At 41.4% G+C, this 20,850-nt stretch carries 24 protein-coding genes and 1 riboswitch; of the genes, 17 read left to right on the top strand and 7 right to left on the bottom strand.

Features of this window, described 5'->3' with window-relative positions:
• Positions 1-128 precede the first annotated feature (128 nt).
• Entirely contained in the window at positions 129-266 is a 138-nt protein-coding gene (locus M3204_RS12895) for a hypothetical protein (protein WP_251482442.1), read from the bottom strand.
• A 381-nt stretch (positions 267-647) separates the two neighbouring features.
• Between M3204_RS12895 and sigX the strand changes: the two genes are divergently transcribed.
• From sigX to M3204_RS12875, 4 genes are all read left to right on the top strand, one after another.
• On the top strand, positions 648-1,199 hold the full coding sequence (gene sigX / locus M3204_RS12890) for an RNA polymerase sigma factor SigX (RefSeq protein ID WP_251482440.1): 552 nt from the start codon (positions 648-650) through the stop codon (positions 1,197-1,199).
• Positions 1,174-2,409 carry a hypothetical protein gene (locus M3204_RS12885; protein ID WP_251482437.1) on the top strand — a complete coding sequence of 412 codons (1,236 nt, stop codon included), beginning with the start codon at positions 1,174-1,176 and terminating at the stop codon, positions 2,407-2,409. Before sigX ends, M3204_RS12885 begins: the two co-directional genes overlap by 26 nt.
• 420 nt (positions 2,410-2,829) lie before the next feature.
• Positions 2,830-3,804 (top strand): peptidoglycan DD-metalloendopeptidase family protein, encoded by a 975-nt coding sequence (locus tag M3204_RS12880; protein ID WP_251482434.1) that lies wholly within the window; start codon positions 2,830-2,832, stop codon positions 3,802-3,804.
• Positions 3,805-3,873: 69 nt separating this feature from the next.
• The gene (locus M3204_RS12875; protein ID WP_251482431.1) at positions 3,874-4,686 is read left to right on the top strand and encodes a histidinol-phosphatase; all 813 of its coding nucleotides are present in this window, start codon (positions 3,874-3,876) and stop codon (positions 4,684-4,686) included.
• Between the two features lie 39 nt (positions 4,687-4,725).
• Here the strand turns inward: M3204_RS12875 and serA are convergent, their stop codons facing one another.
• Positions 4,726-6,300 (bottom strand): phosphoglycerate dehydrogenase, encoded by a 1,575-nt coding sequence (serA, locus tag M3204_RS12870; RefSeq protein WP_251482428.1) that lies wholly within the window; start codon positions 6,298-6,300, stop codon positions 4,726-4,728.
• 302 nt (positions 6,301-6,602) lie between these two features.
• Positions 6,603-6,736, top strand: a riboswitch (FMN riboswitch).
• Between the two features lie 163 nt (positions 6,737-6,899).
• Here serA and M3204_RS12865 point away from each other — a divergent pair.
• The gene (locus M3204_RS12865; protein WP_251482426.1) at positions 6,900-7,481 is read left to right on the top strand and encodes an ECF transporter S component; all 582 of its coding nucleotides are present in this window, start codon (positions 6,900-6,902) and stop codon (positions 7,479-7,481) included.
• Positions 7,482-7,593: 112 nt separating this feature from the next.
• On the opposite strand, the gene M3204_RS12860 is transcribed toward M3204_RS12865, so the two are convergent.
• Entirely contained in the window at positions 7,594-7,842 is a 249-nt protein-coding gene (locus M3204_RS12860; protein WP_041965701.1) for a ferredoxin, read from the bottom strand.
• Between the two features lie 281 nt (positions 7,843-8,123).
• On the opposite strand from M3204_RS12860, the gene M3204_RS12855 reads away from it, so the two are divergent.
• From M3204_RS12855 to M3204_RS12835, 5 genes are all read left to right on the top strand, one after another.
• Complete coding sequence (locus tag M3204_RS12855) at positions 8,124-9,185, top strand: helix-turn-helix domain-containing protein (RefSeq protein WP_251482423.1); 1,062 nt, start codon at positions 8,124-8,126, stop codon at positions 9,183-9,185.
• Entirely contained in the window at positions 9,176-10,675 is a 1,500-nt protein-coding gene (locus tag M3204_RS12850; protein ID WP_251482422.1) for a RecQ family ATP-dependent DNA helicase, read from the top strand. The genes M3204_RS12855 and M3204_RS12850 overlap by 10 nt, the downstream gene beginning before the upstream one ends.
• Entirely contained in the window at positions 10,675-11,268 is a 594-nt protein-coding gene (locus M3204_RS12845) for a CPBP family intramembrane glutamic endopeptidase (protein WP_251482417.1), read from the top strand. Before M3204_RS12850 ends, M3204_RS12845 begins: the two co-directional genes overlap by 1 nt.
• 1 nt (position 11,269) lies before the next feature.
• Positions 11,270-11,986: a LysM peptidoglycan-binding domain-containing protein gene (locus M3204_RS12840; RefSeq protein WP_251482414.1), complete on the top strand. Its 717-nt coding sequence runs from the start codon at positions 11,270-11,272 to the stop codon at positions 11,984-11,986.
• Positions 11,987-12,406: 420 nt separating this feature from the next.
• Complete coding sequence (locus tag M3204_RS12835; RefSeq protein WP_251482411.1) at positions 12,407-12,865, top strand: YpbF family protein; 459 nt, start codon at positions 12,407-12,409, stop codon at positions 12,863-12,865.
• 31 nt (positions 12,866-12,896) lie between these two features.
• Here the strand turns inward: M3204_RS12835 and M3204_RS12830 are convergent, their stop codons facing one another.
• Genes M3204_RS12830 through M3204_RS12820 form a run of 3 tightly spaced genes read right to left on the bottom strand, consistent with a single transcriptional unit; the run spans position 12,897 to position 13,979 of the window.
• Positions 12,897-13,466 carry a manganese catalase family protein gene (locus M3204_RS12830; protein ID WP_251482408.1) on the bottom strand — a complete coding sequence of 190 codons (570 nt, stop codon included), beginning with the start codon at positions 13,464-13,466 and terminating at the stop codon, positions 12,897-12,899.
• A 25-nt stretch (positions 13,467-13,491) separates the two neighbouring features.
• On the bottom strand, positions 13,492-13,752 hold the full coding sequence (locus tag M3204_RS12825) for a spore coat protein CotJB (protein ID WP_251482407.1): 261 nt from the start codon (positions 13,750-13,752) through the stop codon (positions 13,492-13,494).
• The gene (locus M3204_RS12820; protein WP_251482404.1) at positions 13,749-13,979 is read right to left on the bottom strand and encodes a spore coat associated protein CotJA; all 231 of its coding nucleotides are present in this window, start codon (positions 13,977-13,979) and stop codon (positions 13,749-13,751) included. Before M3204_RS12820 ends, M3204_RS12825 begins: the two co-directional genes overlap by 4 nt.
• A 144-nt stretch (positions 13,980-14,123) precedes the next feature.
• On the opposite strand from M3204_RS12820, the gene M3204_RS12815 reads away from it, so the two are divergent.
• From M3204_RS12815 to M3204_RS12785, 7 genes are all read left to right on the top strand, one after another.
• Positions 14,124-14,756, top strand: coding sequence for a CBS domain-containing protein (locus M3204_RS12815; RefSeq protein WP_251482401.1), 633 nt, complete (start codon positions 14,124-14,126; stop codon positions 14,754-14,756).
• Between the two features lie 61 nt (positions 14,757-14,817).
• On the top strand, positions 14,818-15,204 hold the full coding sequence (locus M3204_RS12810) for a hypothetical protein (RefSeq protein ID WP_251482398.1): 387 nt from the start codon (positions 14,818-14,820) through the stop codon (positions 15,202-15,204).
• Between the two features lie 24 nt (positions 15,205-15,228).
• Positions 15,229-16,017, top strand: a complete 789-nt coding sequence (locus tag M3204_RS12805; protein ID WP_251482396.1) for a metallophosphoesterase — start codon at positions 15,229-15,231, stop codon at positions 16,015-16,017.
• A 63-nt stretch (positions 16,018-16,080) separates the two neighbouring features.
• The gene (locus M3204_RS12800; RefSeq protein WP_251482393.1) at positions 16,081-16,992 is read left to right on the top strand and encodes a MerR family transcriptional regulator; all 912 of its coding nucleotides are present in this window, start codon (positions 16,081-16,083) and stop codon (positions 16,990-16,992) included.
• A 65-nt stretch (positions 16,993-17,057) separates the two neighbouring features.
• A complete protein-coding gene (locus tag M3204_RS12795; RefSeq protein ID WP_251482390.1) occupies positions 17,058-17,642 on the top strand; it encodes a genetic competence negative regulator in 585 nt (194 codons plus the stop codon).
• A gap of 226 nt (positions 17,643-17,868) precedes the next feature.
• Positions 17,869-19,146, top strand: coding sequence for a Glu/Leu/Phe/Val family dehydrogenase (locus M3204_RS12790; protein WP_251482876.1), 1,278 nt, complete (start codon positions 17,869-17,871; stop codon positions 19,144-19,146).
• A 139-nt stretch (positions 19,147-19,285) separates the two neighbouring features.
• Complete coding sequence (locus M3204_RS12785) at positions 19,286-20,260, top strand: YpdA family putative bacillithiol disulfide reductase (protein WP_251482388.1); 975 nt, start codon at positions 19,286-19,288, stop codon at positions 20,258-20,260.
• 388 nt (positions 20,261-20,648) lie between these two features.
• On the opposite strand, the gene M3204_RS12780 is transcribed toward M3204_RS12785, so the two are convergent.
• The coding region (locus M3204_RS12780) for a transposase (RefSeq protein WP_251482385.1) at positions 20,649-20,850 on the bottom strand (202 nt) is incomplete at its 5' end.

Here is a 20,850-nt window from a genome sequence, read left to right as displayed (position 1 = left end):
ATTATAAAATTATTTAGTTGTGGATAACTAGAAGTAGTTTTCTTAATCCAGCTCCAGCGCCTAGCCCCTCGAGTCGCTTGTCTATCTCCGGCTCCTAACTCCTCGAGCCGCTTGTCTAGTGTCGACTCCTAGAACTCCGAAACTTCACCTCCCCCGGCAGAAGCAAAAAGCGCTTCTTTGGTGGAGTCTCCAGTTTCTGCGTTTCTGGACAGTCGGCTATACATTTCGATTTCGGTCCTGCCAATGAAGTCAAAGAACGACTTCACTGTCAGGCCCTCCAGCGCTTGTCGGAGTTGAACAGTCGCCTATACTTTTCGATTTCGGTCCGCTCGGGTGGAGTCAAAGAACGACTTCATCGGTCGGCCCTCCAGCGCTTGTCATGGCTGAACGAGGCGCTTGCGCTTTTTGTTCCCCTTTGACGACCTTTCCTGAACAAATAGCCGAAATGCTTTGCAGTGCCCCTTTTATATGTTTTTTTGACCTATTTTTTTATGTTTGTCTGTTAATTACGTCAGAACATATGAAGAGCGTGATTATTTTGTCCACGAAAAATCCTTTCATTTCCAATCTAAAAATAATATAGTTAATATGAAACTTTTATTGTCTACATAACGACTAATCTTATGAATACGGAGGCGAAAAGACCTATGAACTCCGTTTTTGATGAATTATATGATAAATATCATCATGACGTTTTTCAATTCTTATTCTATATGGTAAAAAACAGGGAAATGGCAGAAGACCTGGTACAGGAAGTGTACATTCGCGTCTTGAAGGCATACGATCGGTTCGAGGGCAAGAGCAGTGAAAAGACCTGGCTTTTTTCAATCGCCAAGAACGTAGCGATCGACCATTTCCGCAAGCAGAAGGGCTGGAAGCAACGCCTGCTGGAATCCTTCGATATGTCCGCGCGTGAGGTAAGGGATGACCAGCCCTTGCCAGAAGATTTGGCTCTGCAAAGTGAAGAAATCCAAATGATGTACAGGTGCCTTGATCAATGCACGGTTGACCAGCGAATGGTCATCATTATGCGCTATATTCATGAATTAACGATCACGGAAACCGCTGAAGCTTTATCCTGGACGGAAAGCAAGGTTAAGACGACACAGCACCGTGCTTTAAAGACGTTGAAAAAGCTGATGGAAGAAATGATCGAAAAGGAAGGGATGACTAGTGAAAAAGTCACAGTTAAGCGATAAGCAGCTAGAAGAAATCCTCGGCCGGATGCCTAAGATAAAAGATCATCGCGACCCTCGTGACATTTATCAAAATATTGCCCATCGTGTTGAAAAAAGAAGGATGCCTGCTTGGGTTATTCCAAGTGCTGCCCTTGCAGCTGTGCTTTTCCTCGCATTCATTCTTTCACCTGGATTAATGGGTGTAAACCATTCTGCAGACAAGAGCATCGACAGCAATTCAGCCTCAGATGCTAAGTCATCCATGGAAATGGATACAGCCACTAGGGACGATGCTGCCAAAGAGAGTGGGGACGAGCAGGAAAACACCTTAATGATGGATGCAACAGATAAAGAACAGAAGGCAAAAGACTTCAGGGCTCTGGATGATACAAATAAGTATTCAGATTTGACCGCTTTATATAACGAAGAGATCGCAGGAGATAATATCCAGGCTCTTACCTATTCCATTCCAGATGACAACATGCAGGTGAATATTCCTGTAACGGTCACTGTGTCGGCGAATGAGAATGAAAATTGGTTCGACCGCTACACACAAACGATGGATCAATTAAAAGAAGAGGAATGGGGCCTAAGTGAATTTTATCCTTTAGATGGAACTATATCTTATGATGAAGAATCCAAGGCAATATTAATGAATCTTGAAGAAGATCATATTTATAGATATGGTAATTCTAGTGTTTTGTTACTTGAAGCGATGGAAGAAAATTATAAAGAATATGGTGCGGACTGGGTTAAATTCAATACAAATAGTAAGTCTGGTGCTGATCTGAGTAATTATGGTGAAACTCATCAATTGAAAATAGCTCCTTATCAAAAAGGAAGCCGGGCGTATTACCTATTTAATCCCACCGGGGAGAGAAAAAGTTACATTGTTCCTGTGAAAGGGAAGTTTAATTCGATTTCCGATGCATTTGCACAAATGAGGAACAATATCGAATCTCACAGATTGAAGGCTTCCATTCCTAAAGATTTAGAATTGGAAGGCGTTGAATCAAAGGATAATCCTAAGTTATTAATAGTCGACATTAAAAACATTCGATTATTAAATGAGAATTTTCTCCCAAATCTCGAAGCTATTCTTTTGACAGCTAAGGATTTTGGATATGATGCCGTAAAAATAGAGAATGCCGGTACCGAGAAGCTAGGACCATTCAATCTGAACGAGCCAATTCAAGTTCCGGTCGCGCCAAACAAGAAAAATATAGAATAAAAAAGAAAGACCAATTCGGTCTTTCTTTTTTTATTGGCTGTTTTAAAGGTCACTGTTGATCTTAAGCCATAATGATTAAGGCGGAAGCGCGGGACTTCTCGGAAAATACCCCATAGGCGCGAACAGCGTTGAGGTGCCTCCCCGTTCCGAAAAAAAGCGAAGAGCCTGAAAAGGAATCTACAGTCTAATTTAAACAAGCCATTTATAAAAAGTAGAATCGCCAATTACAAGTATTGTCAAACTGATAATGGTATAACAATATCCAACTAAATTTTCCTTCTTTTGCATAAAAAAGCAGCATCTCACCAATTATAACGAATGTGCTTTTTTTAGCTATTTCTTTTTCCATTATGAGAGTTCTATTTCTGTACATGCTGTCATAGTGATGGAAAGGGAGTACAAAAGTTAAGGAGGAAGAAAATGCAGGATTACATAAAGCGTTTACTCATTGTTGGGTTAATGGCACTCTGTATCAGCTTGCTATTTCTCGGCGGAAAGCACTCTCAGGCAGAAATGCTCGATATAGCTGATTTAACATCACACTGGGTCTGGCCTGCAGAAGGGGTTATAACAGACCTTTATGGTACAAGGCATGGCCATCATAAGGGGCTCGATATTGCGGGTGAATTTAAAACTCCTGTACATACTGTAGATAAAGGCGTTGTAACTAAATCTTATTATTCTGGCTCTTATGGCCATGTAGTTTTCATCAAGCATGAAAATAATCTTGAAACTGTATATGCCCATCTTAACAAAAGGAATGTTAAGGAAGGACAAGTTGTCAAACAGGGGGATATCATCGGTTTGATGGGGAATACTGGAGATTCTTCAGGGGTTCATCTCCATTTTGAAGTCCATAAGGAAAAGTGGACATATGGAAAAGAGAACGCCCTGGATCCGGTAGCAACTCTCGGGGAAGCAGCAGTGGGCCAGCCAGTCATCTCCCTGGCGAAATCAATAGACCCAGTTTCGATGGAAACAGTGGCTAAGCTAAGAATGGCTGATGATGCTGAGATTGGAGAACACACCCACTCTCAAAAGGACGAACAGATTGAAAAACAGGATAAATCACAAATAGCTAAAAATGTCCCTGCTGCAAACGATGAATCAAGAAAGCATACTGTCCAAAACGGGGAGACACTATGGTCGATAGCAGCCAAATACAAGACTTCTATTGAAGCCATAACGCATATGAATAATCTTAAAAATGACCATATCGCTGCAGGAGATATTCTTGTAATTGAAGCTGCATTAGAAAATAGATATATTGTAGCTGCAGGGGATACATTGCATTCAATTGCTGTAAAGACAAAAACACCTGTTCAGGAATTAAAAGCTCTAAATCATCTTGCGTCTGATGTGATCCAGCCGCAGCAAATACTGATTACCCGGTAAGTAATTTCTTGTCCCTTAAATTATCTGACAGTATAATAGTGAAAACGTCATTAGGGGGATGGAAAGGATATGCTTACGGATTACCATAATCATTTGGAGCGAGGAACGTTAACGCTGGATTATTTGAAAAAGTTTACAGATACTGCAATAAAACAGAATATAGAGCATTTTGGGATATCAGAACATGCATATCATTTTTACCAGACTTCAGACATCCTGCGCAACAGCTGGGTGGATGAACGCAGGTTCTATGATATGGACGATTATGTGCAGCTTTTTAAAGAGGCTTGGAGTAATGATATTGATGTTAAAATGTCGATTGAAATGGATTACACACCTGGCAAGCATAAAGAAATGGAAAGGTTTATCAGGAGCTATGACTTTGACTATGTGATCGGTTCAATCCATTGGATAGGCGACTTCGGGATTGACCTTGCTGAATACCGGAAGGAATGGGATAAAAGAGATATTTTTCAGGTTTATCAAAGTTATTTTGACCAGGTTGTTACCCTCGCCGAATCGAATCTTTTTGATATTATCGGTCATCTTGATCTTGTTAAGATTTTCAAGTACGTTCCTGATGATGAAACGTTTCTGATGGAACAGTATGACCGGGCGACAACGGCGCTTGCACAATCAAAAACATGTGTTGAAATCAGTACTGCGGGTTTGAGGAAGCCGACACAAACTTTATATCCTGACCAAAGACTTCTCCAGATGTGCCATGATAAAAAGATCCCGATTGTCTTATCATCAGACGCCCATGTACCAGAGCATGTAGGTGCCGATTTCGACCAGGCTTTGCTGCTTGCAAGAGATGTGGGCTATAAAGAAATCATGACGTTTTCTAAAGGGGAACGTAAAGCATATCCTTTAGGTTAAAAGAAAACAGGCCTCGCTTTGGAGGCCTGCTGATTTCGTTTAAAGAATAATACTGTTGATCGTCACAATGTCTTGCAGTGACTTGAGCTTTTCTTTCATTTCCTCAGCCAGAGGTTTATCAAAAGAGAGGACCATGATCGCTTCGCCGCCTGCTTCTTTTCTTCCTACCTGCATGGTGGCGATATTCACTCCATGGTCGCCAAGAACCTTTCCTACATGGCCGATTACCCCCGGCCGGTCCATATGCTGAATATAAAGAAGGTTTCCTGATGGGTGAAAGTCAATATTGAATCCATCGAGATTGACAATCCTCGGTCCATAATGGCCGATATAAGTCCCTCTCACTGTAAAAGTTTCTTCGTCGCCTTTTGCCGTTACAGTAAGAGTATTGGCGTAGCCAAACGAATTGCCGGTGACTTTTTCGCCAACCATGATTCCGCGTTCCTTAGCAATGTGGATCGCATTTACTTCATTCACAGTCACATCGATGCGGTTTTGGAAAAAGCCTGATAGAAGTGCTTTTGTCAAAAAAGAGGTCTCCAGCTCCGCGGCAGTTCCTGAATAGGTAACAGACAGTTCACTGATTCCTTTATTGTGGCATTCGGAAACAATTTTCCCCATTTCTTTGGCGAGCTGGTGGAATGGCTGGATTTTTTCGTATATCTCCTTAGACATTGCCGGCAGGTTGATTGAGTTCGCCACAGTCTTATTTTCAAGGAATGTCCGGATTTCTTTGGCCACCTGAGTTGCTACATTCAATTGTGCTTCTTTCGTTGATGCCCCAAGATGGGGAGTGACGATTACCGAATCAAGCTTTAACAAAGGATGGTCCCCAGGAGGTTCAACCTCAAAAACATCAAGGGCAGCACCGGCCACATGTCCTTTTTCTATGAAGTGGGCAAGGGCTATTTCGTCAATGATTCCGCCTCTCGCGCAATTCAACAAATAAACTCCTTGTTTCGTTTGGCTTAATGTTTTTTCATTGAGCAGTCCTTTTGTTTCTTTCGTTAGCGGTGTGTGGACCGATATGATGTCAGCTTCACTCAAAACCTCTTCAAAAGTAGACAGCTGTACTCCCAATACTTCCGCTCGTTCCTTAGTGAGGAAAGGATCGAATACTTTCACAAGCATTCCGAAAACCCTGGCTCTCTTTGCTAACTCAGAACCGATTCTTCCCATGCCGATAATGCCTAATACTTTTCCGTACAATTCAGTTCCGATATATTTATTTCTCTTCCATTCACCATTTTTTACAGTCGAGTGAGCCTGAGGAATATTTCTGAGGAGCGAGGCCATCATTGCGAATGTATGCTCAGCAGTGGATATCGTATTCCCGTCAGGTGCATTTACGACGACGATCCCTCTTTTAGTCGCCTCGGCAATATCGATGTTATCAACACCTACACCGGCACGGCCGACGATTTTCAGCGAAGGCATCCTATCTAGCAGCTCCGCTGTTACTTTTGTGGCGCTTCTCACCAGCAATGCATCAATCCTGGTTAAATCAATGCTGCCAGAGTCTATACTGTCCATATGTACCTGTGCATCTTCCGATTCAAATAAAGGCTGCAAGCCTTCTTCCTTGATTGAATCCGTTGCTAAGACCTGAAACATTCTATTACTCACTCCTCACAATAAAAGTATTAATTTTCTGATTATTTTACAAAACGAATATTTTTTTGTCAAATCCTAAGAATGTTAATGAAAATATGAAAACGCTAACAAAAAAACTCATTCCAGGGATGATTATTTGCGAATTTCCGAATTTTGCTTCTTTGAAGGAGTATTATATATATATCCTATTCTGATATATGTCTGAATAGGATAAGAATGGTGACGGACAAAAAATCGTCACAAGCAAACGCCTTCCCAAATATTCTTTTTTTCAGTATAATAAACTTGTAAAATTAAATATGGTCTATCTTCGGGGCAGGGTGAAATTCCCGATCGGCGGTAATGAGTTGTTTTTCTCTAAGCCCGCGAGCCTTTTGGGGCAGGATTTGGTGCGATTCCAAAGCCGACAGTATAGTCTGGATGGGAGAAGATGGAGGTTCTGCAGACGTTCAAAAAATGCAGGTTTGAACGTTTATTAAGCATGCCTTAGTCAATTCTCCCTCAAGCATAAAACTTGGGGGATTTTATTTGTCTATGGGTATGTGAATGCTGAATCTTTCTTCTTTATGTGAGATGGATCTCTATAAGGAGAGAGGAAAATGAAAAAATTTAGTGTGAAAGCAATGGTTTCAATTGGAATGTTGAGCAGTATATCTTACGTATTGATGCTGCTGAATTTTCCGCTACCGCCGTTTCCAAAATTCTTGATGGTCGATTTCAGCGATATTCCTGCATTGATTGCTGCATTGATTTTTGGGCCGGCAGCAGGTGTTTTAGTAGAATTGATCAAAAACATTCTCGATTATTTCATGACTGGCAGTGAAACAGGTGTGCCTGTAGGCCATGCGGCAAACTTTGTCGCAGGAGTGCTATTCATTCTGCCAACTTACTATATCTACCAGCGACTGAAGACAAGGAAAGGAATGACATTCGCCCTTGTAGCAGGGACCGTCAGTATGGCGATCCTGATGAGTGTCCTAAACTATTATGTATTCCTTCCTGCTTACACGGTATTTCTGAATATGCCAGCCATGTCCGGGCCGGAAGCGCGGGCTATGATTGTTGCAGGGATTTTGCCATTCAATTTTGTTAAAGGTATATTGATGTCTATCGTTTTCATGCTGATGTTCACAAGAATGAAGACATGGATTGAAAGGCAGCAATCTTTTAAAAACGCATAATGAACTCAATTGAGATAAAATACAAAAAAAGTAACGGCCTGCACCGTTACTTTTTTCCTTTCCTTTCAAATATAAAAAAAATTCCCGCTGGTAAGCGGGAATTATGTACTATTTATTCGAACTTAGTTGCATCTCCGTTGAATGGCTCATCTGCAACTTTGATTGAATCAGTTGGGCAGCCTTCAAAAGCATCCATCATATCATCAACTAATACGTCTGGAATTTCAACGATTCCTTCGTTTTCGTCAAGGGTTACGAATGCAATGCCTTCATCATCGTAATCGTAAATATCTGGAGCAGCTGCACCGCAAGCTCCGCATGCAATACATGTTTCTTTGTCAACAATCGTGTACTTAGCCATGATCTTATTCCTCCCAAATGTATAACAATAATATGCTGTCTTCACAAAAAAAACGTGAAAACGTATTCCTCATACCTATTGTAAAACTGTATCGCCAACATTTCAATAAAAAAAGTATTGAGAATGCTTATCACACAAGGCATTGCGTCATTTCAGCGTTGAAAATAAAACATTTTAATGGATATTTTCATGTTAAAATAAATCTATAATATTTTCCTGCTATAAAGTGAGTGCGAGAAATGAATGTAAGATGATCGATTTTTTATTTCAAGGGTGGTTAGATGGCGATCACATTTTTACAGGCGGTTGTCCTGCATATCTTTAAAAAAATTAATGGTGAACGGACAATATATTCCCTCTATCATCTGTTTCAGGGTAAGCGATCTTCGCAAACGATACAGGATGCTCATTTATACCAGCTTACGCCGTATTTTCATACTTATCCATCTGTAACGCGGGAAAAGCTTGAAAAAATGGTCGATCGCCTTATTAAGGACGGTCTCGCGGCGGAAATAGCTGAATCAAAAGTCATATTAACTGATAAGGGGATAGAAACCTTGGACGGGCAGTTAGCTGAACATCCTCTGCCTGTTTTTTTAAATGGCTGGAAATACCATCAGATTACAGATTCATTTTGGGAAAGGCTTACGCTGCTCATTCAGGTAAGTTCTAATTTGATACACCGTGAACGCAGGTTTATACCGGTTCGCAATAAAAGAGAAACGCTTAATTGGGTAAAGCAATTTATCAGGGAGCAAGGGGAAGACAGATATCATCTGGCAGAGAGGCTGTATCTGGAATTAGTGACAGCGCTGGATAACGAAAATACCATGCCAGAGTTAATCGTCGTTAGGCTGAGCGGGTTCAAGAAAATCGGTTTGACAACGATGCAGGCTGCAGAAATAACTGGTCTGGATCCTGCCCGCTACCATTTCGAGTATTTAAACTGTTTGCATGCCTTGTTTGATAGGATACTTGAGGATCCGGCCAGATACCCTTTGCTTAACGGCTTAATAAAGCAGCCGGAAAGGAAAGTTCCTTTAACTCTCTCAACCGAAAAGACGTATAAATTGTTTCAAAAAGGCTATTCCATTGAGGAAATTGCGGCGGCCAGGAACCTTAAGGGCAGTACAATAGAAGACCACATTGTGGAGATCGTCTTATCAATGAAGGGTTTCAAGATAGATTCGTTTGTGCCTCCTGAGAAGGAAGAAAGAATCCTTCAGGCAGCAAAAAAAAATTCGGCGAAAAAATTAAAGCAAATAAAAGAACGAGTTGATGATGCTTCTTATTTTGAAATCAGGCTTGTTCTTGCTAAATATGGTGATGCGGAATGGAATTAAAGGGTTATTTAAAAAAATATTTTAATTTTGACGAATTCCGTCCAGGACAACAAGAAGCAGTGGAATCGATTATTGGAAATCAGCATACAATCGCCATGCTCCCGACTGGAACAGGGAAGTCCCTTTGCTACCAGTTACCAGGTTACATGAGTGAGGGCCCTGTGCTGATTGTTTCACCGCTTTTGTCATTGATGCAGGACCAGGTTGAACAAATGATGGCCATGGGCGAAAAGCGGGTAGTCGCTTTAAATTCCTTTTTGACACCTCCACAAAAGGCTAAAGCTCTTGAAAATCTTCATCACTATAAATTTATTTTCATTTCACCCGAAATGCTGGGGATGGAATCAGTTATAGATCGGATAAAGGGATTGTCCGTTTCCTTGTTTGCAGTGGATGAAGCACATTGCATTTCGCAATGGGGATATGATTTCAGGCCGGATTACCTTAAACTGGGGGAAATTCGCAGGAAGATTGGCGAGCCGCTCACACTTGCACTAACAGCTACAGCTACTAATGAAGTTAGGCGGGATATAGCGGATAAGCTCCTTCTCGAGAAGTGGAATGAAATTGTTTTTTCTGTTGATCGCCCGGCGATTTCACTTGCGCTCGAGAAAGTAAGCCATTTCCAGGAGAAGCAGCAACGGACGATGCAACTAGTAAGATTCTTAAAAGGGCCAGGCATTATTTATTTTTCAAGCAAAAAGGTGGCTGAACAAACTTCAGCCTATTTGAGGGAGCATGGTATCAGTAAAGTGATGGCGTACCACGGGGGATTGGACTCGGAAAGCAGAATTCTGATCCAACAGCAGTTCATCAATGGACAGCTTGACGTTGTGTGTGCCACAAGCGCCTTTGGAATGGGGATTAATAAAGAAAACGTCCGGTATGTCATTCATTTTCATATGCCAATGCAAATCGAATCCTATCTTCAGGAAATTGGGCGGGCGGCAAGAGATGGAGGAGATTCAGTCGCTATTCTAATATATTCACCTGGAGATGAACAGCTAGCCTTTCAGTTGGCTGAAGCAGAACTTCCTGATGAGTTTCAGATTGAACGGCTGTTCACATTCTTAATCGAAAATAACGTAGTCTATCAGGATATAACCCGGTTAGAGGAAGAGCTCGCAATGTTCTGCGGATTCACTGACATCCAATGGAGGATTGTTGAAAATTACCTGTCCAACCTCGAAAGTGTTGATTATAATCAGGACAAGCGAAGCTTATTACATCTGCTTGACAATCGCCTGAAGGTAAAACAATCAAAAATTAAGCAAATGCTGGAATGGATTCATTCTCAGGAGTGTAAAAGGGCTGTCATTCTTAGAACATTCAACGAAAAGCTCGAGGATAGGCCTGAGAATTGCTGCAGCTATTGTGGTATAGAAATGGAAGATTTTAAAGAAACGGATGCTTCATCCGATGAACGACCAATTGGGGTTGATTGGAAACAAGATTTGGCATCAATATTATTATTAAGCGAGCGGATATAATGAAGGATCGATACAAGGAAACTGTAGCCGGACTTACTGAAAAAGAACTGTTTTTCCATTTAGTTGCTACGCAAATTTTACTATTAACGATTTCGGCGATTTTAGGTATGATATTGTTTGATAGTTTAAATGAATTTCAGGATTTGTTGATTTGGGATGATAGCAGAGTCATAACAATCGGAATTGGTGCTGGTGCAGCAGTGGTGGCATTCGACCTTTTGCTTATGAAATACCTGCCTCCTTCTTACTATGACGATGGTGGACTGAACGAAAGAATATTCAGGAATAAGAAAACCTATCAGATCGCTGTGATTGCCGCCATGGTAGCCATCAGCGAAGAAATTTTATTTCGAGGAATCATACAGACCAACACAGGATTGATTATCTCCAGTTTAATTTTTGCGCTTGTCCATTACCGCTATTTGTTCAACTGGTTTTTATTTTCGAATATTGTCCTCTTGAGTTTTTTTATTGGGTATATCTATATGGTGACTAATAACCTGCTTGTAACGATTATGATGCACTTTTTCATTGATTTCTTGCTAGGGTTATTTATTAATTTCAGGGCGAGAGCAGCAAATGGGGGTACATAAAGTGAATAAAGAGAAACCTATCCGGGACCAGGCAGAACGCTTGAGAAAAAGGGTTGAACGAAAAACGGATCATACTGTTGAAAAAAAGACAGCACTTCCACCGAGAAGTGATATACACAGGCAGAAACAGAAAAAGACGAAAGTCAAAGTAAAGTATCCTGTAATCAGGCTGATGGCACTCTTTTTCATTCTCCTTCCAATTTCTTTTTTCAGTATCATCTCCTATCTTGATGGAGCTAAGGGACCACTGAATCGTTCACTCGAACGTGCTGGAGTTGAATTGATTAATGTGCAGAACCATACCAATGAAGATGATAACGGGAAAGAAGATACAGAAGAGGATGAAGCTGCTCCTGCAATCGAAGAAGTTACTGAACCAAAGCGAATTGAAGTTGCGGCTGCCTCACCTGCCCCAGACAGCAGCGGTGATAAAAATTCTCCTGAAAGTCCGGCAGGTGCTGGCGAGCAGGAAAAACCTGCAGAAGCAGAGAATTCTTCAAAGCCCGCAGCTGAATCAACTGGCATGCCAGCGGAAGGTGAAACAGGAAATGGTGAAAAAATCATTTACCATACCGTGAAGCCAAGCGAAACGCTGTTCAGGGTAGCGATGACCTATTACAAATCCCAAGAAGGAATCCCTATCATAAAAAAAGCCAACAACATTCAGGGGAATGAAATTCAAGCAGGTCAAGTTCTAAAAATACCGATGAAAAATTAGCCGAAGCGTAGCTTACGGCTTTTTTCATTCTTAGTGCTTGTCTATTCGATGCAAAACAGGAAGAAATTAATCTGCTATCATGTATGGTATATGGGAGGAAAACCACTTCAGGGTTCCAATTGGTATCCCTGAATCCCCAATAGTTTGAAAATAGTATCCCTCGCATCACTGTTTTTTTCGGTTGAATATCATATCCTGGCGGACAAGCTCATAAATTTAGATAAGGCACTTTTCGTGAACTTTGTTGTTTTCACATCTAAAAAGACAAATCGGCAATTGGGTTTTACGAGTTTTCATGCATTACCTGTTAAGGAATCTGCTTGAAAAGAGTACGAAGTTAAGAGGTATACGGGATGAAAGCTTGTTTCTAAAAACAACAATCTATGCGAAAACAGCATTAAAGAAAGAGGAGGGCTTGCCATGGAAGCAGAAATAGTTAACCTTGATGAAAAAACAGATCCGGCAACGAAGAAGATGCTGCAGAATTTAATAGAGAGAAAAAAGAAGTTCGACCGTTATAAATCAAGGCACCTTATGTCTGTCTGGGTGACAATCGGCCTTATATCTATCTATTTTTATTATCTGTATATAACAGTAATGAAGCCATATTCATACTCTTTCGCGGAAATTTTTTCAGTGTATGTCCAGAACTCCGCCAATCTATATTTTTTGATATTGACGGTTGGGACTTATGGGTTAATGATTCTATTCAAGGAGAAGCGCGAGAAGGCAGAGAAGGAATACCATGCGCTTCGCTGTGAAATCGTCGACCGGAGCAAGGACTTATGGAAAAAGGAAGAGGAATGGAAGAATCGCCATATTGTTTTTGAAATGATGAAAAAATCCTTTGATATTAATCTCTACCATGAAAATAAATAAGAAGCATCCGAAAAAAGATGCTTCTTGATCTTTAAAATATTCTTTTTTTCCCTTGTTCATCCTTCAGGATTTCTACAGCTTCACGGAAGCGCTGGGAATGGATAATTTCGCGTTCACGAAGGTATCTTAGTCCGTCATTAAGGTCAGTGTCATCGCTCATATTGATAATCCACTGGTAGGTTGCTCTCGCTTTTTCCTCTGCAGCGATATCTTCATACAAATCCGCGATTGGGTCGCCTTTCGCGGCAATATATGATGCGGTCCAAGGAACCCCGGCAGCATTATGGTAAAAGAGGGCGCTGTCATGATTAGCGTAATGGGCATCCAGGCCTGCTTGTTTCATTTGATCTGGTGTTGCATCCTTAGTCAGTTTATATATCATCGTAGCGATCATTTCCAGATGGGCAAATTCTTCTGTACCTATGTCCGTCAATAAACCGATTACTTTATCCGGAATTGTGTATCTCTGGTTTAAATATCGCAGCGCTGCTGCAAGTTCCCCATCCGCTCCGCCATACTGTTCCACCAAAAATTTAGCCAGCATGGGGTTGCAGGTACTGACCTTTACTGGGTATTGTAATTTCTTTTCATAAACCCACATTTTCCTTACCCCCTCCTCAATTCAATTAGAGCTGCCATGGCCACGGGGCGTCGTTCCAATTCCATGGATACCCTGAATAGCTGTTTCCATATTGCATCAACGGTCCATAATTGCTTTCAATGATTTTTTTCAGTCGTTTTCGTTCTTTTGCGAATTGATTGAACTGATTGATTGCATCAAAGTCATCTGGATGGGTATCTAAGTACAAAGTAAGTTCCACCAGGACAAAATCAACTGCCTGCAATTGTTCCATGGTGGTGTAAAATTCCTGGGGCATCTGTTTCATGAGTGATCATCCTCCCTTGGAGCTTCATACGGTGAATACCAGGGATCATAAAACACCTTCCACAACGTACCTGTTCTTAAAGCTTGCATTGGAGTGAATTGTTCTAAGTTTGGCGGCTGGAATCCCAGGAACAGATTTGGCGGAGTAGAATACGTTTTGGACTTTATTGGCGGACAGGGGTCGAAGGGACTGACGTACGGATACCAAACTCTTCTATTTGTAGACAAACTAAGCCCTCCTCTAAATAAACTTCAGTTCATTTTATGAGTAAAATTTTATTTCATGTTAATTTTCTCTGCATTAGAAGGGATTTTTGTTTATTCGTAGAAATATATAAGATAAGGCAGTACTTTAAACCAGAGGTGAATTGAATGTTTGTTAAAAGTATCATGATTCCAAAGTATAAGTGTGTTACCGTCCAGCAAGATGAGACATTGCAAAATGTATTAGAGAAGTTAGATGGAAATGAGATTGATGGTGTTCCAGTTTTAGATGGAGATAAATATGCCGGTGTAGTTACCAGACACGGGATTTATCAGAAATATTTTAATACCGTTGTCGAAAAGGACGATTTCCTTCAAAACTCAACAGCTAAGGATGTTCTTACATTGCAGGACCAAATCCTGCACGGCAGTGAAATTTTCGAAAGCACATTAGTAAAGCTTAAGGATATTCCATTGCTTGCAGTAGTAGATGAGAATGGGAAATTCCAGGGTGTTGTCACTCGCTCGGATGCTCTTGATCAATTCCAGAGTGCTTTTGGAGTTCACAGGGAAGGTGTACGGATTGCGTTTACTTCGGTGGAAACTGAAGGCCGTATCGCAAGGCTGGCGGACATTGCTCACCAATTCCATGAGCACATCATTTCTTTAGTAACTTTCGATGAAACTGACAAACTTGTCCGCAGGATTGTAATGAAAATTGAAAAGAAGGACAATATTGATAAATTCATAAAAAAGCTTGAAGATTCAGGGTTCCGTGTTCTTGATATTCACGAAATTTGATTCTGGCAAGCAGAAATAAAGACAAGGGCCTCTCATACATTGTGTATGGGAGGTTTTTAATATGCTTTTGAAGGTTTTAAGGCTGGTTTTCGGATTGATATGCGGGTATCTGGCAGTTAATTGGCTGCCGGTGCTTATACCTTTTCACCCGGATGAATTCCTGGGTGAATTTATTTTAGAACCATTAGAGTTCCTTGCGGGTGCGATTGCGCTCACAATTGGCATGTATGCAAAGGGAGGTCTGATCCGTGATGGTATCATTGCTGCGGTCGAATCATTTAAAGGTAAAAAGGCTGATGTTTCTGATATAATTTTAGCTATTGGAAGTGTCGGCTGCTTTTTCCTGCTCTTACCATTCGGATTTTGGCAGACCAGTGTTTTTTTCAGTTTCTGTTTTCTATATGGTATGATTTCATTTAGCCCATCGGGGACAGAGAAGGAAACTTAGATTATGGATAAGCGGGAGGCATAAATGGAATTTATTTACTTTTTACTAGTGATACTTATTTTTGGCGGAATCCTGCTGTTATATATGTACCGTCAGGCATTCGGGAACACTGTCCTGGAACATGAACTTCGATTTAAGGAATTCCCGGCAAGTTTTGGTTCTGTTACGATTTTTTTTATCTCGGATATCCATAAGCGAATCATTTCCGACTCAATAATAGACGAGGCAAAAGGGAAGTCTGATATCGTCATTATTGGTGGAGACCTCGTTGAAAAAGGTGTTTCGCTGGATCAGGCTGCAGGCAATATAGAAAAATTGAAAAAAATTGCTCCCGTTTTTTTTGTGTGGGGAAATAATGATTACGAATCCAATTCCCATGAACTGGACTCGCTTCTCTACCACTCGGGAGTTAAAGTCCTCGATAATACCGCGATAAAATTCGAATCAACTGCCGGTGACCCATTGTATATTTTGGGGGTTGATGATTATGGAACTGAAAAAAGCAGACTCGACCTTGCCCTGCAGGATGCCGGCGATTCAGGTTTCAAGATACTGGTCAGCCATAATCCGTATATCGTTAAGGAGCTTGAGCCGGGCCATAACATCAGCCTTGTATTAAGCGGGCATACCCATGGCGGCCAGATCAGGATCTTAGGGTTCGGACCTTATGAATTAGGTGGGATTAAGCAGAAAAATGGAACAACACTGCTGACGAGCAATGGATATGGAACAACAGGCGTGCCGTTAAGACTCGAGGCAAAGGCGGAGGCACACTTGATAACCTTGCTTCCGGAACAAAATTCAGCAGATTGAAGTTTTACATCAGAATAGCTGCATGCCTATAATCGTTGTTAGGGTTATTACGGAGGAATGAAGATGGGAAACAGCGATGGAAAATATAATATTAAAGCAGTATCCAATATGCTCGGAATCCAGCCAGGTACTTTAAGAGCCTGGGAACGGCGATATCAAATGATCGCTCCTGTCAGGAATGATTCTGGCCACCGATTGTATACCGAAGACCACCTGAAAATTCTTAAATGGCTGATTTCAAAAGTGAACCAGGGCTTTACAATAAGCCAGGCGATTTCTTTAATGGAAAACTCTGCGCCTTCTTGGGAGCGTGCGGAACCGCCTAAAAAGGATATTTTGGATGATCTGGGGGACAAGCTGTTGACGGCCCTGCTTGATTTTAACAGTTCACGGGCTCATGAATTAATCAACCAGGCGTTTAGTCTTTTCACAATTGATAAGACTGTTATCGATTTATTAGGGCCTATTTTGATTAAGGTAGGCGATTTATGGGAAGAGGGAAATATAACGACTGCACATGAGCATTTTGCTTCTTCATTTTTACGTTCTAGAATTGAGGGTTTATCAAATTCCTTCCCGCATAGTTCCTTTCTTCCTAAAGCCGTTGCTGTATGCGGCCCAGGAGAAAGGCATGAGCTTGGCTTGTTGATCTATACATTGTTCTTGAGGCGCAAAGGCTTTGAAGTGATATTCCTTGGTACAAGTATTGCTGAAGACGATATTGAAGTGGTCCTCGATAAAGTGAAGCCAAAGTTCTTATTTTTATCATGTACCCTTGAAGAAAATATAGAAGCGACACTTGGCCTGGCAGGGGAAATCAGCAGGAATTACCCAGATGTGATGATTGGGATTGGGGGGCTGGCTATTGACTCCTTGCCACTTCAGCAGCGCCAAAAACACAAAAAACATATTGTAGGGATGACAAGGCTGGAATGGGAAAAATGGTTGAAAAAGCGCATTGAGCAATTTAAATAACTCACCAACCTGCAATTATTTCATAAACTAAAACAAGAGCTTTGTCGATGGCAGGGGGCATGATTATGCGCTTGGAACGCTTAACGAACAATAAAATTAAGATTTTCCTGACGGTTGATGATCTTTCTGACCGGGGGCTTACTAAAGAGGACATTTGGAAGGATTCGCTGAAGTGGCACCAGCTTTTTCATGATATGCTTGAGGAAGCGAGCGATGAATTCGATTTGGAGATCATTGGTTCAGTGGCGGTTGAGATTTTTTCATTGCATGCCCAGGGAATGGTCATGATTGTTACGATGATCGAACAAGATGAAGATGAAGAGCAGTTTGATGATGGAATCATAGAAATGCAGGTCACTGTCGACGGAAGCGAAGATATTCTTTTTTCATTCAATAATATCGAAGACGTGATCCAGCTGGCAAACAGGCTTTTGCAGGCTGGCATTACTGGCGGCAGCCTTCATTTCATGAATGACTATTATTATTTGCTTATGAATGGAATATTGCCAGAAGATGCGAATAAAACAGTATCTTTAATGGCCGAATATGGCGTTCCTTCTATTTTAAGCATCCATCGATTGCTTGAATACGGGAACGAAATTATGGAAGAACGCGCAGTCGAAACTCTTGTCCATTATTTTATAAAATAATGGAAAGAGCTTCGGCTTTTTTTATGCCTGGAACCGTCAGAATGTCTTATTATTCAGTCAATTTATTATCAAGCCAATAATGATAAGGGCTCGGATGACAGCGTTTACATTTAATAATCAAAAAATGCGGAAAACTGTTTTTTTCTTCTTGCATAAAATAACCAAAGGTGTATACTATGTCATGAAAGCAGACAACATCCGCAATAGTGATTTAGGAGGTTTATCAATGGTAGCCGCAAACGGTAATGAAAATCCAAATAGAGAAGACAAACATGACGTCTTACGATCTACACAAACTGTTATTCACAAGGCTTTGGAAAAACTCGGATACCCTGAAGAGGTTTATGAGCTTTTAAAGGAGCCGCTCAGGATGATGACAGTGAAAATCCCTGTCAGAATGGATGACGGATCTGTTAAAGTCTTTACTGGCTACCGGGCGCAGCACAATGATGCAGTGGGTCCAACAAAGGGAGGAATACGTTTCCATCCGAACGTAACGGAGAAAGAAGTTAAAGCCTTATCAATCTGGATGAGTTTGAAGTGTGGTATTGTCGACCTTCCTTATGGCGGCGGCAAAGGCGGAATCGTTTGTGATCCGCGCGACATGTCATTCAGGGAATTGGAAAGATTAAGTCGAGGTTATGTTCGTGCAATCAGCCAGATTGTCGGGCCGACAAAGGATATTCCAGCACCTGATGTATTCACTAACTCACAGATCATGGCTTGGATGATGGATGAATACAGCCGTATTGATGAATTTAACTCTCCAGGATTCATTACAGGCAAGCCGCTAGTTCTCGGTGGTTCACATGGTCGTGAATCAGCAACAGCAAAAGGGGTCACAATTTGTATCCGTGAGGCTGCTAAGAAAAAGGATATCGTGCTTGAAGGCGCAAGGGTGGTTGTCCAGGGATTCGGGAATGCCGGAAGCTACTTAGCAAAGTTCATGCATGATGCTGGTGCGAAAATCATCGGTATTTCAGATGCGTACGGTGCGCTCCATGACCCGGACGGACTTGATATCGATTACTTGCTTGACCGTCGTGACAGCTTTGGCACAGTTACTAAACTCTTCAATAATACTATAACAAATAAAGAGTTGTTGGAGCTCGATTGTGATATTCTTGTTCCAGCTGCAATTGAAAACCAGATTACAGAAGAAAATGCCCATAATATCAGGGCAAGCATTGTTGTTGAAGCTGCAAACGGCCCAACAACTTTGGAAGCGACTGAAATCCTTACAGAACGCGGCATCCTGCTCGTACCTGATGTACTCGCTTCTGCAGGCGGCGTAACAGTTTCTTACTTTGAATGGGTCCAAAATAACCAAGGTTATTACTGGACAGAAGAAGAAGTGGAAGAGAAGCTTGAAAAGGTTATGGTGAAATCATTTGACAGCATCTATGATACAGCTCAGACACGCAGAGTAGACATGCGTCTTGCTGCTTACATGGTCGGAGTCAGGAAAATGGCTGAAGCGAGCCGTTTCCGTGGCTGGATTTAATATCCTCAACCGCACTTTAATAAATAAAGGGTTCTTCATTGAATCTTACGTTGAAATCTCCTATCATTTAAAGATAGGAGATTTTTTATTGCGCCATTTAATGTGGTTTCGTATAGATCAATAAGGAGTGTAGGCTTAAATGAAGACAGAAGAAATAATTATCGTCGGCGGCGGTCCCTGTGGACTGGCTGCGGCTATCGCATTAAGGAAAAAAGGGAAAGATCCGCTTATTATAGAAAAAGGGAATATTGTTAACGCAATTTATAATTATCCAACCCATCAGACCTTCTTCAGCAGCAGTGAAAAACTAGCAATCGGCGATGTACCGTTCATAACGGAAAATCATAAGCCGAAACGGAACCAGGCACTTGTGTATTACCGTGAAGTTGTAAAGCGTGAAGCGTTAAGGATCAATAAGTATGAAAAAGTGATCGGAATAGAAAAATCCGGTGAGTTCCACTTTAATGTCAAAACAGATAAACAGGAATACACAGCTGGAAATATAATCATTGCTACAGGTTATTACGATAATCCTAATTTCATGGGAATTCCTGGTGAAGACCTGCCAAAGGTATCCCACTATTTCAAGGAAGCCCATCCGTATTTTGATATGGAAGTTGCTGTTATAGGGGGGAAAAACTCAAGCGTCGATGCTGCGATTGAATTAGTCAAAGCAGGCGCCAGAGTAACGGTTCTTTACCGCGGAGCTGAATACTCCCCAAGCATTAAGCCGTGGGTGCTGCCTGAGTTTGAGGCCCTTGTGAAAACAGGGATGGTTAACATGGTTTTCAATGCGCACGTCAAAGAGGTTACATCAGAGTCCATTATTTATGAGCAGGGCGGCTCAACAATAATACTGAAAAATGACCATGTTTTTGCTATGACTGGCTATCGGCCGGACCATGCGTTTCTGGAAAAAATGGGAGTTAAAATTGAAGAAGAAACAGGTCGGCCCTATTTTGATCCAGAAACAATGGAAACCAATGTTTCGGGAATTTACATTGCAGGGGTAATAGCTGCCGGGAACAATGCGAATGAAATCTTTATCGAGAATGGACGATTCCATGGCGGACAGATTGCTGATGCAATATCCAGTAGAACCAGGAATGGATAATGGGCGGGAGATATCCTGCTTTTATACTTTTCAAAGGTGAAGGTTGTTGCGAAACTAAAGTTGTAGAAGCAATCAGTATTATAAGTGCCCTGTTTTTCCCGAAACTGAGTTTTTAGGTCACCAATCCACGCAATTGGTGCCCTGTTTTTCCCGAAACTGAGTTTTCAGGTCACCAATCCACGCAATTGGTGACCTGTTTATCCCGAAACCGGATTTTCAGGTCACCAATCCAAACTATTGGTGACCTGTTTATCCTCGAAACAGTCAAGCCCACTATTATGTGTAAAATCATTCCTTAGGAAAATCAAGTTATACAGCTGATATGTTTTTGATGTCCTGGAAGGTGGGGCCCCCCTTCCAGGACATCAAAAATTTCGCTTCGCGGGCCCTACTTCTGCTTACCTTTCTTTTCTTCCTTTTCTTTGATGATTCGTTTTCCAACTTCCTCTGCGTAATCCATCAAGACAGCTCCGATCAATCTGAAAGCTGATTGTGTGTTAGGAAAGATCCTAATTACTTGTTCTCTTCTACGGACCTCTCCATTTATTCTCTCTAATGAATTTGTGCTTCGAATATGCTTATGGAACATT

This window comes from Mesobacillus subterraneus (genome assembly GCF_023715485.1).
Classification (GTDB): Bacteria; Bacillota; Bacilli; order Bacillales; family Cytobacillaceae; genus Mesobacillus; species Mesobacillus subterraneus_B.
The sequence above is the reverse complement of the archived record's forward strand: the minus strand, read 5'-3'. Positions and strand labels throughout refer to the sequence as shown.